The 17,507-nt window shown below is 39.0% G+C and carries 17 protein-coding genes; 7 read left to right on the forward strand and 10 right to left on the reverse strand.

What is annotated here, in order from left to right; translation table 11 throughout:
* Positions 1-8 precede the first annotated feature (8 nt).
* Positions 9-386: a hypothetical protein gene (locus AC1M9B_RS11640; protein WP_035268802.1), complete on the forward strand. Its 378-nt coding sequence runs from the start codon at positions 9-11 to the stop codon at positions 384-386.
* A gap of 94 nt (positions 387-480) precedes the next feature.
* The gene (gene dnaJ / locus AC1M9B_RS11645) at positions 481-1,596 is read left to right on the forward strand and encodes a molecular chaperone DnaJ (RefSeq protein ID WP_035268804.1); all 1,116 of its coding nucleotides are present in this window, start codon (positions 481-483) and stop codon (positions 1,594-1,596) included.
* A 248-nt stretch (positions 1,597-1,844) separates the two neighbouring features.
* Here dnaJ and AC1M9B_RS11650 read toward each other — a convergent pair whose 3' ends face one another.
* From AC1M9B_RS11650 to ubiG, 3 genes are read right to left on the reverse strand one after another with little or no spacing between them, the layout of a single operon-like run.
* On the reverse strand, positions 1,845-2,591 hold the full coding sequence (locus tag AC1M9B_RS11650) for a YciK family oxidoreductase (protein WP_481609148.1): 747 nt from the start codon (positions 2,589-2,591) through the stop codon (positions 1,845-1,847).
* 24 nt (positions 2,592-2,615) lie between these two features.
* Complete coding sequence (locus AC1M9B_RS11655; protein ID WP_035268813.1) at positions 2,616-3,302, reverse strand: HAD family hydrolase; 687 nt, start codon at positions 3,300-3,302, stop codon at positions 2,616-2,618.
* A complete protein-coding gene (gene ubiG, locus AC1M9B_RS11660) occupies positions 3,299-4,015 on the reverse strand; it encodes a bifunctional 2-polyprenyl-6-hydroxyphenol methylase/3-demethylubiquinol 3-O-methyltransferase UbiG (protein WP_481609149.1) in 717 nt (238 codons plus the stop codon). Before ubiG ends, AC1M9B_RS11655 begins: the two co-directional genes overlap by 4 nt.
* A gap of 182 nt (positions 4,016-4,197) precedes the next feature.
* Here ubiG and AC1M9B_RS11665 point away from each other — a divergent pair, with 182 nt between their 5' ends.
* Positions 4,198-4,815 carry a thiol:disulfide interchange protein DsbA/DsbL gene (locus tag AC1M9B_RS11665; protein ID WP_180000355.1) on the forward strand — a complete coding sequence of 206 codons (618 nt, stop codon included), beginning with the start codon at positions 4,198-4,200 and terminating at the stop codon, positions 4,813-4,815.
* A 27-nt stretch (positions 4,816-4,842) separates the two neighbouring features.
* Here the strand turns inward: AC1M9B_RS11665 and AC1M9B_RS11670 are convergent, their stop codons facing one another.
* Complete coding sequence (locus AC1M9B_RS11670; protein WP_481596476.1) at positions 4,843-5,487, reverse strand: TetR family transcriptional regulator; 645 nt, start codon at positions 5,485-5,487, stop codon at positions 4,843-4,845.
* Between the two features lie 176 nt (positions 5,488-5,663).
* Between AC1M9B_RS11670 and AC1M9B_RS11675 the strand changes: the two genes are divergently transcribed.
* Both AC1M9B_RS11675 and AC1M9B_RS11680 read left to right on the forward strand, forming a co-directional pair.
* A complete protein-coding gene (locus AC1M9B_RS11675; protein WP_481596475.1) occupies positions 5,664-6,686 on the forward strand; it encodes a flavin reductase family protein in 1,023 nt (340 codons plus the stop codon).
* A 39-nt stretch (positions 6,687-6,725) separates the two neighbouring features.
* Positions 6,726-7,862: a fatty acid desaturase family protein gene (locus AC1M9B_RS11680; protein ID WP_481596484.1), complete on the forward strand. Its 1,137-nt coding sequence runs from the start codon at positions 6,726-6,728 to the stop codon at positions 7,860-7,862.
* A gap of 132 nt (positions 7,863-7,994) precedes the next feature.
* On the opposite strand, the gene AC1M9B_RS11685 is transcribed toward AC1M9B_RS11680, so the two are convergent.
* Genes AC1M9B_RS11685 through AC1M9B_RS11700 form a run of 4 tightly spaced genes read right to left on the reverse strand, consistent with a single transcriptional unit; the run spans position 7,995 to position 10,199 of the window.
* On the reverse strand, positions 7,995-8,498 hold the full coding sequence (locus AC1M9B_RS11685; RefSeq protein ID WP_035268821.1) for a hypothetical protein: 504 nt from the start codon (positions 8,496-8,498) through the stop codon (positions 7,995-7,997).
* On the reverse strand, positions 8,498-9,181 hold the full coding sequence (locus AC1M9B_RS11690; protein ID WP_155756988.1) for a hypothetical protein: 684 nt from the start codon (positions 9,179-9,181) through the stop codon (positions 8,498-8,500). Before AC1M9B_RS11690 ends, AC1M9B_RS11685 begins: the two co-directional genes overlap by 1 nt.
* A gap of 18 nt (positions 9,182-9,199) precedes the next feature.
* Positions 9,200-9,757 (reverse strand): PAAR domain-containing protein, encoded by a 558-nt coding sequence (locus AC1M9B_RS11695; protein WP_481596474.1) that lies wholly within the window; start codon positions 9,755-9,757, stop codon positions 9,200-9,202.
* Entirely contained in the window at positions 9,750-10,199 is a 450-nt protein-coding gene (locus tag AC1M9B_RS11700; protein WP_179999988.1) for a PAAR domain-containing protein, read from the reverse strand. The genes AC1M9B_RS11695 and AC1M9B_RS11700 overlap by 8 nt, the downstream gene beginning before the upstream one ends.
* A gap of 270 nt (positions 10,200-10,469) precedes the next feature.
* Between AC1M9B_RS11700 and rph the strand changes: the two genes are divergently transcribed.
* Complete coding sequence (gene rph, locus AC1M9B_RS11705; protein WP_035270511.1) at positions 10,470-11,186, forward strand: ribonuclease PH; 717 nt, start codon at positions 10,470-10,472, stop codon at positions 11,184-11,186.
* A gap of 308 nt (positions 11,187-11,494) precedes the next feature.
* Positions 11,495-13,726: a phosphocholine-specific phospholipase C gene (locus tag AC1M9B_RS11710; protein ID WP_481609150.1), complete on the forward strand. Its 2,232-nt coding sequence runs from the start codon at positions 11,495-11,497 to the stop codon at positions 13,724-13,726.
* A 61-nt stretch (positions 13,727-13,787) separates the two neighbouring features.
* Here AC1M9B_RS11710 and AC1M9B_RS11715 read toward each other — a convergent pair whose 3' ends face one another.
* Both AC1M9B_RS11715 and nadC read right to left on the reverse strand, forming a co-directional pair.
* Complete coding sequence (locus AC1M9B_RS11715) at positions 13,788-16,118, reverse strand: DUF6351 family protein (RefSeq protein WP_481609151.1); 2,331 nt, start codon at positions 16,116-16,118, stop codon at positions 13,788-13,790.
* A 435-nt stretch (positions 16,119-16,553) separates the two neighbouring features.
* The gene (nadC, locus tag AC1M9B_RS11720; protein ID WP_481609152.1) at positions 16,554-17,399 is read right to left on the reverse strand and encodes a carboxylating nicotinate-nucleotide diphosphorylase; all 846 of its coding nucleotides are present in this window, start codon (positions 17,397-17,399) and stop codon (positions 16,554-16,556) included.
* Positions 17,400-17,507: the final 108 nt, after the last annotated feature.

Here is a 17,507-nt window from a genome sequence, read left to right on the forward strand (position 1 = left end):
AAGCATCCATGGGGCGAGACAATTTAACAAGACATCGTCGATTAATTACGATGTCTTATGTATTCATGTTTCTTGCATTGTTCACTGGTATCAGTGCTGCAATCGCCTATTTTTTAGCGCAAAAAGTGGCTCAAGCGCAAGACGCTGAAGTCTGGATCCATGCTCAAGCATTATGGATTGCACGAAATGTTGTGCTATTCATGATGATGGCCGCATTTGCTGCTCTTTGGTTTATTCCTGCCTGCTTTATCTATTGGGATAGTGTGTTATGGGTGAAAGGGTGTACGGTGATTGGTGTCATTTTTACCACAATTGCATGGCTATTTCTCCTAAATGCATGGCTTAAAGGCTTAGTTAAATATCTTCAGAAAAAAGCCGCTTTTTAAAATAATGATTTAATTTACTTGTAATCTCGGAATATGACCCCAACATATTCCGCAGAGAAGTCATATCAAATTTTTTTGTGGAGCATCGCCAGACATGGCTAAACGTGATTATTATGAGGTTTTAGGGGTTTCTAAAACAGCTAGTGATGATGAAATTAAAAAAGCCTACCGTAAGTTGGCGATGAAATATCATCCAGACCGTAACCCTGATAATGCTGAAGCAGAAGAAAAATTCAAAGAAGCTGCTGAAGCGTATGAAGTTTTATCTGATAGTGAAAAACGCAGCATGTATGACCGCATGGGACATAATGCGTTTGAAGGCGGCTTCGGTGGCGGAGGCGGTGGTTTCGGTGGCGGTTTTAGCGCTGAAGACATTTTTAGTCAGTTTGGTGACATTTTCGGTGGTGCGTTTGGTGGAGGCGGTCGCCAACAGCGTCAAAGACGTGGTTCAGACTTACGTTATGTGCTTGAGCTCAGCTTAGAAGAAGCTGTACGTGGCGTAAAGAAAACAATTACTTTTACTGCGCCAGCACCATGTGAAGTGTGTGATGGTAAAGGTTCTAAAAATCCGAATGATGTTGAAACCTGTAAAACTTGTCACGGGGCTGGCCAGGTCCGTATGCAACAAGGTTTCTTCTCAGTTCAGCAAACGTGTAGCACTTGTCGCGGACAAGGTAAGATTATTAAAAATCCTTGTGGCACTTGTCATGGTTCAGGTGTTAAAGATCGTCAACAGACACTTGAAGTTACCATTCCTGCAGGCGTAGATAATGGCGATCGCGTTCGTTTAACTGGAAAAGGTGAAGCGATTCGTGATGGTCAATCAGGTGATCTATACGTAGAAGTTAATGTTCGTGAACATGAAATCTTCCAACGTGATGGCGCGGACTTGTATATGGATGTGCCGATTAGTATCGCTGATGCTGCATTGGGTAAAGAAATTGAGATTCCAACCCTTGATGGTCGTGTGAACTTGAAAGTACCTGAGGGAACACAAACAGGTAAAATGTTCCGTCTACGTGGCAAGGGTGTAAAACCAGTACGCACAAGTATGCAAGGTGATTTACTTTGCCGTATCGTGATTGAAACACCAGTCAACTTAACTGCACGTCAACGTGAACTTTTAAAAGAGTTACAAGAATCTTTAGATGGTGCGGACAGTAAATCTTCACCTAAAAAGAAATCATTCTTCGATCGTTTATTTGACTGATAAGAATGAAATAAAAGCCCGACATTATTGTCGGGTTTTTATTAAGTTATAAATACTTAAGACGCTTAAAGCAAAGTAAGTGATACTACCATTAGATAATTTCTTAGTTTATGGGTGTATTCAAAAGTTGTTGAGACTTATTTGTTTAAGCTTTTAAAATCTAAAGGTAAATTTTTTAATAGGTTTTGTTAGAACTATAATTTAAAAAAAGAGGATCTGACGATCCTCATCATGTAATTTTGAAAAAACTAATCCTGAGCATCAATACTCTGACCATTCATACCTATACTGTCTTCGCCCATTAAATATAAATAAGCTGGCATGATTTGTTCAGGCGTTGCCAATACTTTCGGATCTTCATCAGGATATGCTTTAGCACGCATAGCTGTTCGTGTTGCACCAGGATTAATGCAGTTATAACGGATATTTGGATAGACATTTTCTTTTGCAAAAATTTGACTGACCGCTTCAATGGCAATTTTTGAGACTGAGTATGCGCCCCATTTCGCACGTGCTTCACGACCGACACCTGAGCTTGCAAAAACAACAGAGGCATTTTGAGATTTTTCTAATAATGGAAGTAAATGTTGAGTAAGAACAAAAGGTGCTCTTAAATTTACAGCCATTACATCATCCCACACTTCAGCAGGGTAGTGGGCCAATTCAACGCGCTCACCTAAAATCCCAGCATTGTGCAAAATACCATCTAAACGACCAAATTGTTGGTCAAGCGTTTCCACAAGACGTTCGTAATCATATGCTGTTGCAGTAGAAAGTTGCAGTGGCAAAATTGCAGGTTGAGGAGCACCTAAACTTTCAATTTCGTCATAGATCACTTCTAACTTGTTCAGCGTTCTACCATGAAGAACGACGGTCGCACCATGTAAAGCATAGCTCAACGCTGCTGCGCGTCCAATGCCATCACCTGCACCCGTAATTAAAATTACTTTATCTTTCAATAAGTCTGGGTGAGGTTGATATTCTGAATATTTCATGTGCGACCTCCTTCATTGTTCTAATTAAGCTGTTTTTTGGTGAGATTCGATCAATTCGATTAAGTGTTGATGTAATTCTTGTACATCATTCACTATACAATCTGCCTGCCAAGAATCTAAGTCATCTTTGTGTTCTAATGGTAAATATCCGTAAGCAGCCAAAATCGTGTACATATTTGCGCTTCGACCTGCATCAATATCACGTGGATGATCACCAACATAAATGCATTGTTCAGCTGGAACATTAATTTGTTGAGCAGCGAGATACATTGGTTCTGGGTCAGGTTTAGTGTGCTTAACATCTTCTGGGCATACGAGAACGGCACAACGTTCAGTTAAGTTTAAGGCTTGAAGTAGTGCCTCACTCAGCCAACGAGGCTTGTTTGTCACAATTCCCCATGGAATATCCCGTTGTTCCAAGTCCTCAATTAAAGGATACATTCCTGCAAAAAGGTCTGTATCCACAGCAATATCAGCACCATAGATATCTAGAAAGCGCTGACGATGTGCAAGGAAAATAGGATCATCAACCTGTAATTCAGGATAAACCAATTTCACCATCGCCCGAGCCCCCTCGGAGACCTGAGTTCGGATCAGGGCTGCATCTACGATCTCTCGACCTTCTTCACGACACATTGCTTGAATAATACGAATAAAATCCGCAGCAGTGTCAATTAAAGTCCCATCTAGGTCGAAAAGTACGGCCTTCATTCATTCACCTCATTATGCGTGTAAACCATATAGTTCACATCGACATTTGGGGCTAACCAATAATGTTTAGTTAATGGGTTGTAATGTAAGCCTGTCATATCTTTAAGTTTTAAACCTGCGTTACGAATATCATGCGCTAATTCAGAAGGTTTAATAAATTTATGATAGTCATGAGTTCCTTTTTTCAAAAGACGTAACACATACTCTGCACCGATAATCGCAAATAAATATGATTTTGGATTACGGTTAATTGTGGAGAAGAATACATGACCGTTTGGTTTCACCAGTTTTTGGCATGCTTGAATGATTGACGCTGGATCTGGTACATGTTCCAACATTTCCATACAAGTTACGACATCGTATTGACCAGCTTGTTCTTCAGCCAATTGCTCAACTGGAATTTGAAGATATTCGATATTGGTTACGTTTTCTTGTTCTGCATGCAGACGTGCGACATTTAATGGTGCTGCGCCCATATCGATACCGAGGACATCGGCACCACGGCGTGCCATACTTTCGGCCAAAATACCGCCGCCACAGCCCACATCTAGGACTTTTTTGCCACTAAGACCACCTGCATGTTCATCAATCCAATTCAATCGTAATGGATTGATTTGATGGAGAGGGCGAAACTCAGAGTGTTGATCCCACCATACTGCAGCAAGTGCTTCAAATTTAGCAATTTCTTGTGGGTCAACATTCAGTTGAGTCATTACAGCCACCTTAGCAAAGTTCGTTTTAATGGGTAGAATTTATATCAGATCTTAGTGTATCGCTAATTCCAAAAAAAGCGATAAATCTTGTAAAAAAGTTCACAGAATCAAAACGATTTTCTCATATTTGTTTTATAGTGAAACCATATGCTAATCAGAATGATTTAGAGGATAAAAACTTAATGAAAAAGGTGGTTTTTAGTGGCGTTGCCGCTGCGGTGCTGATGGCACTTTCAACAGGTGCAATGGCGAACTTTGTTGAAGGCAAAGATTATACGGTCGTGCAAAACCCAGGAAAGGTTGATGTCGCTGGTAAATTGGAAGTACGTGAGTTCTTTTGGTATGGCTGTGGTCATTGCTTTACTTTAGAACCTCATATGCAATCTTGGTTACGTAAAATTCCAAAAGATGTGAATTTTGTCCGTACACCTGCTGCAATGAACAAAGTATGGGAACAGAATGCACGTGGCTACTACGTTTCTGAAGCTCTTGGTGTTCGTAAACGTACCCATTTGCCTCTATTCCACGCGATCCATGACAAAGGTCAGCAGATTTTTGACCAAAAATCACAAGCACAATTCTTTACGAAGTATGGTATCCCAGAAGCGAAATTCAATAGTTTATATAATTCTTTCGCAATTACTGCCAAAGTCTCTCAAGCGAATAAATTAGCGCAACAATATCAATTGACGGGTGTGCCAGCTGTTGTAGTAAATGGGAAATATGTCGTACAAGGTGATAATGGCCGTGTGTTACAAGTGGTCGATTATCTATTGGATAAAGAGCGCAAAGCTAAATAATAGAAAACCCGCATTGAGCGGGTTTTTTTATGCCTCAGTATTATTCCAATTCAAAATCCCTTTAAAGATTAATCGTATTTGGGTAATGGACTGTTTTTTGAGTACTAATTTTTGTAATTCAAGCTCCATACCTGAATATTGACGGCCCAAGCTAATCCAAGACATTGCCCATGTAAAACATAAATTAATTAAAATATTCGACAACATTTTTAGATCATCAGCTTGATGAAAATTTTGTACGATTTCGAATTTTTGTAGGTCATTGGCCAAATCAGAATTTAGAAACTCAATTTCACGAGCAATCGCACGTCTTACCACTTCAGAACCCCCCCAGCGCTCTGCGATCATAAAAATCCAAGGTTGGGTATTTAAATCGATGGCTTCAAAAAAAAGTTCCATGCTGGTTTCGGCTTTCGCATCAGGGTGGGCCAAACCTTGACCGAGCTGATGAAGTACGGTTTTCAAATATAACGCGACTTGATCCACCAACTCTTGGCCTAATTCATCCATATCTTGAAAATGTCGATAAAAGGCTGTTGGCACCAAACCAACCTCACGTGCAACTTCACGCAGACTAATACTGCTAAATGAACGGCCAGATGTGCTTAAGCGCAAAGCGGCATCCAGTAAAGCCTGACGACTTTGTTGTTTACGTTCATCGCGTATAGACATCTTAAAACCTGAGAAGTGAAGTCGAGATGAGTCTATCAAAAAAATATAAAAATTAAACGACGAATGTCAGTGAACATGTGTTGACTCAATTTTAAAATCAATATAGTGTACACATGTTCACTATTAGAACACTTGTTCACTCAATTAAATTGAAATACAAAAGAGGAACGTTTGAGATGAGTAGTTATCTGTCATATCGTCCTGAATGGATTCGAGAAGATTTCGTCGATTTTATCGCTGAAAAAATACATCCCACTTTGGCTTGGAAAAAAGTCAAAGCATCGCTCGTGAGTCGTCAGGCACTTAGTCACGATTTCTATGAGATTCATTTATGTCCAAATCACAATTTCGATTTTCAACAGATTGAGGCAGGGCAAAGTGTTTTAGTCACAGTCGTAGTTGCAGGCGTGCGTCTACAACGTAGTTATTCGATTGTGGAAATTTCTGCGACAGGTAATCTGGTGATTGCTGTCCGAGCTCAAGGAGTAGTTTCGAATTGTTTAAGCCAATTGGCGATAGGTTCTGTTGTGGAAATTTCTCAAGCGCAAGGTGAATTTACGCTTGAGCCGACTCAACAGCCAATTGTGTTATTGGCGTCGGGGAGTGGCATTACCGCCATTTATGCATTGCTTACGAAGGCTTTAAACACATTATCTGTACCTATCTATTTGATTTATTTCTGTCGAGATGACGCGTTCCACGTGAAACTACAACACCTCGCTTCAAAACATGATCATTTTAATTATCACTATTTTAATACACGCCAACATAAACAATATCTGACATTGGCGTTGTTAGAGCAGTTAATGCCAAGTTTTAGGCAAGCACAGATTTATGCATGCGGTGCAACTTCGATGATGCAAGCTGTAAATCAAATTTGTCATGAAGAGGGGATCAGCAATCAGCTCAAACAAGAGTTTTTTCAAATCCGTGTAGATGAAGAAATTGAAAAACAATCTGTCACGTTTATCCGCAGTCAGAAATCGTTTGAAGCTCAAAAAAGTTTATTGGTGAGTGCTGAAGAGGCTGGATTAAGACCCGCTCATGGATGCCGAATGGGTATTTGTAATGCATGTGTCTGTAACAAAGTGAGTGGCGCTACTAAAAATATGCTCACAGGTGAAATTGAACATGAGCCAAATCGACAAATTAAATTATGTATTAGTCAGGCAGTAAGCCCTGTTGTGATTAATTTGTAATTTAACGGTATCGTATAAGACTGGAGAAAAATAATGAATATGTCACTTAATACAACATGGCAATCAAAATCTAAACATCTGACCGCTGAGCAAATTGAAGCATTTGGACAACGCGTTGAGCAGATCCGACTCAGTATTATGAATGATTTGGGTGAACAAGATGCCAAATATATTTATAAGATTCGCAACTTTGTTCGTTATAGCGAGATTGGCTCACGTGCATTGCTGATGTTTGGTGGTTGGATTCCACCTGTTTGGTTGGTAGGTACAGGATTACTGGGCGTGTCCAAAATTGTTGAAAATATGGAACTTGGACATAATGTGATGCATGGTCAATTTGACTGGTTGAATGATCCTAGTTTAAACGGTGCGACATATGACTGGGACACCATCTCAACAGGCGATGACTGGAAATATACCCATAACTATGTACATCACACCTATACCAATATTGTGGGGATGGATCATGATGTAGGTTATGGTCTACTTCGTGTTTCAGCATCTCAACCTTGGGAACCAAGATTTTTGTTTAATATTCCATTAGCGATTCAATTGATGGTGTTTTTTGAATGGTATGTCGGTGTTCAAAACCTACACTTGGAAGACGCGCTTGTTTATAAAACCAAATCTTGGAAACAAGTGTGGAAAGATGCTGAAAAATTAAGAAAAAAAGTAAGACGTCAGGTGGTGAAGGATTATGTCTTTTTCCCGATTATCGCTGGTCCAAATGTGCTTCCTGTCTTCGCAGGAAATGCAGTTGCAAATGTGATTCGTAGTTTATGGTCATCTGCAGTGATTTTTAATGGTCATTTTACTGAAGATGCAGAAACATTTGAGATGGATAATACCGAAAATGAAACGCGAGCAGAATGGTATTTACGTCAAATTCGAGGTTCAAGTAACTTTACGGGAACATCATGGCTGCATATTTTGAGTGGTAATTTGAGTCATCAAATCGAGCATCATTTATTCCCTGATATGCCTGCAAATCGCTATGCAGAAGCTGCGCCAAAAATTAAAGCATTATGTGAGGAATATGGCATTCACTATAATGAAGCTAACTTTATGAAACAATTCTGGAGCGTTTGGGTTCGTTTAGCTAAATGTTCTTTACCAAATGATAAGACAGCTAAAATTTCTCAATCTATAAGAAAATTAAGAGGAATATTTGCTTGAGTACCACTATTTAGTTTAATTCATGAAAGGCATGGAGCATTGATCAAAGTTTTAAGCGTGGAACGTGAAGAGTCAACAAAAAAGCCCGATTGGTGATAATTGGGCTTTTAATTACGCATAAGGTAAAATATATTAATTTAACTTTAAACATTGAGATCCATTAATTAAATCTGGATCATTTTTTAAAAGATTTAAATATTCACTTTGCAACACAAAAGTTTTATTCAAAGTTGCATCATATCGTTTTGCTAATTCTTTTCTTTCCAAATGATTCTGATATTTTTTCAAAAATTTATTAATAATACACATTGAATCAATAGCATCCCCCGATATTAACCTGTAACTTGTAATGTCTTTCTTATAGTCTAACCCCCCCATATCATAAGTATTAAAAAGTGATTCAATTTCACTCAAAGCATATAAATATAAGTGATCGTTAACTTCCGAAGGGTTTTCTGAATTTTTATATGCAGCTCTATAAACAAAGCTTGCACTTTCTAAACTACTTGAAATAGCCATAATTTTTGTTTGTACTATTTGTTTATCTAACTCGTCTTCATCAATTGTATTTTTTTTAGCATTAGAGCAAGAAGAAAGAAGCAGAGAGCAAATTAATAGAGAGAAGATCTTTTTCATTAATACGTTCCATCAAATTTTTCAAATTCTTCTTTTCTAGGAGTTCTGTAGCCTTCTGAAACAGCAAAACTATGAGCTTGTTTATTCCATCTTTTTCCAAAAATCATCGTATACAATCTTTCACTAATCATAAAAGGACCACCATTTTTTAGAATTTGCCCGGCTTTACCGACATATTCTGCTTTTGAAAACATACCATAGCCAGCTGGCGTAAGCTGAATGATATCTTCCTTATTTTTATAATGAGCAGCAATTCGAATTTTAAATGTATCTTTTAATAATTCAGTGGCTGCTATCAGTGCTTTGTCTTTACTAACCTTAGTAATATATGTAGCAAATTTGAGATACATCATTGTGTGAAAATATTCAGTATAAATAAATCCAGGTGTATCTTTCTCAATTTGCCTTAAATCAAACTCCAAGCCGAATCTTAAAGCCATATCATACTCAAAAGGTTGTCGTCTCTTAATATGATCCCAAAGATGCTGTGGAATACAAAAAGTATAAGGTACTATTTGTTTCACTTTAATTAAGTTTTGCCAACCTTCACATGCTGTAAGAAACCCATCATCAGCTCGGCACATATTGACTGTTCCTTTTAAATCAATTCGTTCCGCTGCTTGAGCCTGAATAGGAGTTTTATCGTAATTGCTATGATAGATTAAGCGACCAGTATCACTCATTTTTTCTCCTAGTATTATTTATAAGGGATCTAATGTCTTCGACAAGTCCAACGTTATAAGTTCAATAGCTTCTGGTTGATACTCGCTTTCGTAAATCGCTGTCATGCCGTGTTCATCTGTATAGCCTTGAACTAATAATTCCCCTGATTCTTTGCTATAAAGTTCATACAACATATCTGAAAGTAATTCCTGAGAATCTTCATCTATAATTTTGAACTGAATTTTATGGATTTCTTTCGCATTATCTTCAACTAAATTACTCATGAGAGGTGTGGTTTTTGTTGAGATACTAGAAGTAGAACTAGCTCCACCGCTTGTGCCAACAACATGAACTTGTTTAGGCATTAAAGTAGCACCACACGTGAACTTATCACCGACATAAGCGACTGCTTTACCATCAAAAATCACATGGTCATTGCTTTTAATCAAAGTGGACCAGGTTTTGCATTTAGGGCAAGCAAAACCATCTCCCGCACGAAGAAATAGGTTTCCCATTTGAGAACTTCGCGATTGAGTGGATAACACTGTTCCACCGTGGCTTGTGGTAGAGCCATGAATGCCAAAACCTTTAGACATTCTTTGATCCCCCAATTATAGAAATCATGAAATCTTTGGGTAAAGCGGCATCATGATACAAACGTAAGACATGAGCGGTTATTGGACTATCGATAATTTCATCACCATTTTCTAATGGTGAGCCAATAAGTGCTGCGGATCGATTATGAACAGTGATGGCACTACCAGCACCAGAGATAATTTTTGCTGTTGAACCATCAGTATATATCGCTTCATCGCCTACTAAAGCTAAAGAAATACCTTTGACCTTATAGGTATCAGTAGATGCTCTTACTAAACCACCTTTTTTCGTTTTAGAACCATTAAATGCAGCATAAAATTTGGTATACGCCTTATTACTCCAATAGAGTTGCTCTGCTTGGTGAATCTTTTGAATATCATCTTGGGAAAGCTTTTTTAGCTGCTCTTCTGGCAGTTCATGCAAAAAAATAGGGCTAGTCATGCTAGATCCAATTATTCTAATTTAATAAAGAATAACAAAATACAGAATGAAGAAAAATTTCAAAATGTAATCGAACATTATCAAGAATAGTGATCATTATACATATGGGCGTTAAACGAAGTCTGATCATTTTTTATGTCAACTCAGTTCAAACCAATGTATGTTTTTAAATGAAACTGCAATTTTAAAACACGGACTTATAACAAAGTTAGATGCCATCAATCTGCTATAATGTGCCCAATCTTTTTTAAGTAAAAATTAGGACGTATTATGCGTATTGACCAGCGTGCATTAGACCAGTTACGTGACGTTAAAATTACTCGAAACTATACACGTTATGCAGAAGGTTCAGTTTTAGTTGAATTTGGTCATACCAAAGTTCTTTGTACTGCCAGTGTTGATAATTCAGTACCGCGCTTCTTGAAAGGAAAAGGCCAAGGTTGGGTGACTGCTGAATATGGCATGTTGCCACGTTCAACCCATACACGCAGTGACCGTGAGGCAGCTCGTGGTAAACAAAGTGGACGTACTCAAGAAATTCAACGCTTAATCGGTCGTAGCTTACGTGCTATGGTGGATTTGAAGAAATTGGGTGAAAACACGATTACAATCGACTGTGATGTTATTCAAGCCGATGGTGGTACACGTACAGCGTCTATTACAGGTGCTGCGGTAGCCTTGATTGATGCTATGAATTCATTACTTGAGAAAAAGAAAATCAAACAAGATCCACTCAAAGGTTTGGTGGCTGCAATTTCTGTTGGTATTTATCAAGACGAAGTACTACTCGACTTATGTTATGAAGAAGATTCAAACTGCCAAACAGACTTGAATGTGGTGATGACTCAGGCGGGTGAGTTTATTGAAATTCAAGGTACTGCGGAAGATAAACCGTTCACGCGTACGCAATGTAACGCAATGCTTGAAATGGCTGAGAAAGGCATTCAAGAGTTAATTCAAAAGCAACAACAAGCACTAGGCTGGTAATTCGCATTTGATTGCATGCGTTGATTGTAAAAAAGCACCTTGATAGAGGTGCTTTTTTTATTTCATAGATTTGCAATTGAAGCTTCATTGCAGCGTCACGAAAAAAGCGTATCACTGAGTTCGCATAAAACGAGAAGGATAACTACATGCGAGCTTATTTTTTTATACTCATCCTTACACCAAGTATTTTGTTAACAGCTTGTGAGGGAGATGATGATAACCAAACATCCAAACCGCAACCTTCAGATCCAAGCTGTGAAATCCACTGTGCTCCATAACCATAATAAGAATAACAACAGGATAAATATATGAACCGTCGTGACTTTATTTTAAATTCGACCAAGACATTATTGGGCGCATCTGCATTAGCAAGTTTTCCGCTGAGTATTCAAAAAGCTTTAGCAATTGATGCAAAAGTGGAAACTGGCACTATTCAAGATGTGAAACATGTGGTGATTTTGACTCAAGAAAATCGTTCTTTTGATAACTATTTTGGAACATTCAAAGGAGTACGTGGTTTTGGTGATCGATTCACCATTCCATTGAGTGGTAAAAGAGCGGTGTGGGAACAGTATGATGGCAACAAAAATAAAATTTTGCCTTATCACCTAGACAGTTCATTGGGCAATGCTCAACGTGTTTCGGGCACACCTCATTCATGGAAGGATGGTCAAGCCGCTTGGGATTGTGGGCGTATGGGCAATTGGGTAGAACATAAACAACCCCAATCCATGGGCTATTTTAAGAAACAAGAGCTCGAGTTCCAGTTTGCACTAGCAGAAGCATTTACTTTATGTGATGCCTACCATTGCGCTATGCACGCGGGAACTAATCCCAATCGTAAATTTATTTGGACAGGGACCAACGGGCCAACTGCTGCAGGTGTCGCGAGTGTAGTCAACGAGTTTGATAGTATTGGCTCATCAATGATTGGTTACGGCTGGACCACGTATCCTGAACGCTTACAGCAAGCTGGGATCAGTTGGAAGGTTTATCAAAATATGCCCGATAATTTTACGGATAATCCTTTAGCTGGATTTAAGCAATATCGCAAAGCCAATGAATTATCTGGTAAGCCGGTTAGCCATGCCAATATTTTGTCGCCTGAATATGATGAGCGTATTGATCAACGACAACCTCTCTATAAGGGTATTGCCAATACGATGCCTAAGGACGGCGGTTTATTAGGACAATTTAAACAAGATATCTTAGAGGGTAAATTGCCACAGGTGAGCTGGGTGGTCGCACCGGCAGCGTATAGTGAACATCCGGGACCATCAAGTCCTGTTCAAGGCGCGTGGTACATTCAAGAACTGTTAAACACTTTAACGGCAGATCCAGAGTTATGGAGTCAGACGGTTTTACTGGTCAATTTTGATGAAAATGATGGTTTCTTTGATCATGTACCATCGCCGTCTGCACCATCAAGAGAAATCAATGAAGCAGGTGATATCGTAAAAGTTCATGGTAAAACCACGTTATCAGAACAAGAGATATCATATGAATATTTCAATCACCCACCTGTATCAGGTTCGATAGCACAGCCTGAATTAAAATTTAAAAATGGTAAGAATGAAAACTTCTGGCATGGTGTGTATGGTCCAGGAGTACGTGTTCCAATGTATATCATTTCACCGTGGAGTCGTGGGGGATGGGTCAACTCTCAGGTATTTGATCATACTTCAATTATTCAATTTCTTGAGCAACGTTTTGGCGTGCAAGAGCCTAATATTAGCCCTTATCGTAGAGCGGTCTGTGGTGACCTTACGTCGGCGTTTGACTTTAAGACACCTAACTTTAATATTCTGCCAACACTCAATGGGCAAAGAACAAAACAAGAAGCTGACAATACGCGTCATTCGCAAGAGCAACTGAGCAAGGTTCCAGTCCCAGCAAATCAACAATTTCCTGTGCAAGAATCTGGAATACGTCATTCTCGAGCATTACCTTATTTATTACATATCAGCGCGCGCGTACAGGTTGCAACCCGAAACATACAATTGATTTTCGCAAATGGTGGAGAACAAGGTGCGGTTTTCCATGTCTATGACAAACTAGATTTAAATGCCATTCCTCGACGTTTTATGGTGGAGGCAGGCAAACAGCTGGAGGATGTTTGGGAGCTAGTAGATGATCAATATGATCTTTGGGTACTTGGACCAAATGGTTATCATCGAGCATTTAAAGGAAATCTTCACCATCAAATTGAAAGAGATCATTTGCCGGAAATTCGAATTTGCTATGAAGCCTGTCAACCTAAAATAATTTTAAAAATACGGCATGATGGGGCTGAAACTGTGGAGATGATGGTCAAGGACAATGCGTACTACAATCAAAAAGTATGGGCTGTCAAAACACAAGCGAATGAGGCTGAACTTCATCTCGATTTAACGGAGTCTTGGGGATGGTATGATTTTAATGTGGTAATCGCCCAACAGCAGGGAGAGCAGGCTTATGAACGTCGATTTGCTGGACGTATTGAAACAGGGCAGCACACATGTACTGATCCTATGATGGGATTATTGCAACCTAAACCTTAAACATGAAGTAAAAAAAGCCGTGAATGTTCACGGCTTTTTTCAGAATTGAAAAATTCAGGTATTAAGACAGTTGAAATGAATTAGAGATCCAACCCTTCGGAAGTTGAGGCATTATAAGCTCCTCAGGGCGATTTGGATCTTCATCCAGTTGCTTACCACCATAAATGACATCATTGTTCTGTCCATTTTGATTTTGATAGGTTAACCACGGATAGGTTTTACCAAACCCAACAGGATCTTGGGTGTAATCACAAACACCATCTGGAAAAACTTTTTGTAATCGAGTCCATTGCTCATCTGTAAAGTTAATATTGGGGTAAAGACGACGTGTGAGTGGTTGTAGTTTACATTTATTGGCGTAGGTACTAATTTGATCACCTGCTACCATTCGCGGTGTTTTATAGACCGGTACACGAAGGTTATTGCAGAACCCAGATCTTCGAATCGTTCCTAATGTGATACATGAGTCGTTAAGATTTACTTTATTGCGAGTGAGTTTCTGTGGCAGAGGTAAATTGCTTGTATCATTTTTTACGCGATCCAACCATTGGTTCATATCATCGAAACTGATTTCTAAACATTTAAGATCGCCAATCATAATGGTATCACCTCCATACAGAAGCTGATTGTTATGATGTCCGTGTGCTTTGTCTAAACGTGCTCTAATCGCGAATGCTCGGTAAGCATCATGGAATATCGCTGGATCTGGACCACGACAATCAATAATCGCCACTTGATCTAAATTATTGGCAACATTGATTAAACCAGTTCGATAAGCATTTTTTAAACCTTGCTCCGTGGCATATAACCGTTCGGGAATTGGATTAATATCAATATCGACTCCACCGAGGCGTTCATTTAATAAAACAAATTTTTCAGCATTGATCACACCATCAAATAAGGTTTGAAGCCCGTATTGCACACCGACATTATCAATTGGTAGGTTAGCAAACCCAATATTTCGCTGGTTTTCGACAGGACTCCAAATTTGTCTAAGCTGTTGTGTATTTGGATCAACTTCAGTTGGATTTCTGAGACCCAACAAATTTACAGCAGCCTCTTGAATTGAACAGCGTGTCCCATTCGGATTTGAGGTGGCATTGTACAGTTGTGTTTCTGATATTCCGCTACAAATTGTATTTGGTCGAGCAACATCGAATTGCGCAAGTTCACTGACATAACCATTAATCTCAGAAATATGACCTTGAATATGGTTAATTTGATGAGGGAGGAAAGAGCGGCCTTCTGCTGTTTTAAAATAATTGATCATAATATGATAATCAGCAAACTGAGACGCTGTACTCCATGCATCAGGGAAGGAGCACGTTACTAACAAACCTTGATATACACCTGGATAAGCGTTAGCTACCCATTGAGATGCGAGCGCGCCACCTGAGCAGCCTTGTCCAATCGTGTAGTCTAAAGTGCCGTATTGTTCGATAAAACGTTCTTTGGCCATAATGATTGATTCAGCTTGAACAGCCAAATTACAGTTATGTCCACTGTTGGATAGCGCCGTAGACATGACGCCATAACCTTTGCCCAAAGCCTTGATGGTAATATCTGGCAAAATAGAAGTTGATGTCGCAACCACGGTAGGCGCGGTTGCAGACTGATAATCATTACCGCAACTTTGCCCATGGGTTACTAACAGCTTATTATTAAATTGGGGCTGTGGATTCAGCGCAGTCCAAGGCTGATTAGGATTAAACAATACAGCAAACCGATATTCATCACGATTTTGATAGCCGACCTCCTCTCGAATGATAAATGGCACTTCTACGCCTGTATCGGTCTTAATTTTGGAAATCAGGCCCGCCGAAGGTGGTTTCTCAGGATTATAGGTTTGTAAAGTTCCGACCAAATTCCGATAGTAGTAATTATATTGAACAGGTTTACGACAAAATAAATCAGTCGAGCCGTTGGTACAGGTCCATGGATTAATTTGAGGTCCAGATAAAAGAGGGCCTGTGGTACTGAAATTTTTTAAATATAAATTTTGAATTTCATTTGGTGTTTCAATTTTAAGTAGATTTTCCCCTAACTGTAATCCATCTAATAGCACTCTATTCTGAGCATTAGAAAAGCGAGATTTGATGTCCTGTCCATTTAAATGAATGCTTATATTTGCGTCATTAAAATTAATCGATGGGTCTAATTCGATCAATACATCATTATCTGTCACAAGATCGGGGCGAGTTGATAAAACAGTCACGAATTCTTTTTCAAGTTTATTCGTTGGATTGTCAGGATCAGTTGGATTGGTCGGAGTTGGCTGTGATCCATTACCACCGCCTGAATTCCCCCCAGATTCGCTGGAGCTTTTACAACCGACGAGTAAGCTGCTACTAATCGCGACGCTTAAAAGCGTATAGATCATTTGCGTTTTCATGTGATTTCCCTAATGTACAACATGGTGGATGCAATCGATCCGATGACTGCATTTCTTTTTATTTATTCACTGACATTCTGCATGGTCTATGCGTTGACACCCTCCTATTATTTAGACAATGCGAACTCATGGGTTTAATTGTATTTATTGGCTTCACTATGAATGAAAATTAGGCAGCATTCCATGACAGAAAATTGAATAATTGTAAAATTAAGGCGAATAAATAGTTGAAATTTAATGATTTACTTTGCATTCTATAGGTTTATTATGATTTTGATTAAAAAATAATCTTAAAGCGTGGGAGGTATCAAATAGAACCATATAAATTCAAATTTTTTTTGTATTCTTGCGATAAAGTTAATGTAGCATCACAGTTTTAAGCATATAAAAAAAGGAGCAAAGCCCCTTTTTTATTGAGAGATAGGATTGAATCAATTAAGCGTTAAAGCGCATAGATAAATCGATGGCTTTGACATCTTTAGTCAGTACACCCATGGAAATAAAGTCGACGCCTGAAGTAGCAACTTCACGTAAGTTGTCGATGGTAATATTACCTGAAGCTTCTAATTTACAACGACCAGCCACATGCTTGACTGCATCAATCATTTGTTGTTGGCTGAAATTGTCCAACATGACGATATCGGCACCAGCATCTAAAGCTTGGTTTAACTCATCCCAAGTTTCAACTTCGACTTCCACAGGTTTACCTGGTGCAATGGCATGCGCTTTTTCGATTGCTTGCTGAATACCACCTGCAGCCATAATATGGTTTTCTTTAATTAAAAAAGCATCGAATAAACCTAAACGATGGTTTTGACCACCACCTACACCCACCGCATATTTTTGCGCAATACGTAAGCCAGGTAATGTTTTACGTGTATCCAGTAGTTTGGTATTTAAACCTTCTAAATGTTTCACATATTCAGCCGTTTTTGTAGCAACAGCAGAAAGGGTTTGTATAAAATTAAGTGCTGGGCGTTCAACGGTTAACAGACTGCGTGCTGAGCCTGCTAGTTTTAAAAATGCCTCATTGGCTTGAACTTGATCGCCATCTTGCTTTAACCAAATCACATCAACGCTTGGATCGTAGGCTTTAATTAAAGCATTGACCCACGGTTGTCCTGCAAGAATCATCGTTTCACGACTGATAATGGTTGCTGTTGCTTGTTCATCTTCAGGTGTCAGCAATGCGGTGATATCACGCTCACCAATATCTTCTTGCAATGCTTGTTGGATATTGATTTGAATTGATTGTTCAAGCAAAGATTGCGGTATGCTCATAAAATCCCTATTGTAGGCACCAGAAAAATGAGCAATATATTACCATTGCACCTCAAGTAATGGTGCTGTTTTTTTCGTCCAAGTCTTTTGCAAAGATGAGCGTGGATG

This window comes from Acinetobacter sp. ANC_7513 (assembly GCF_056779915.1).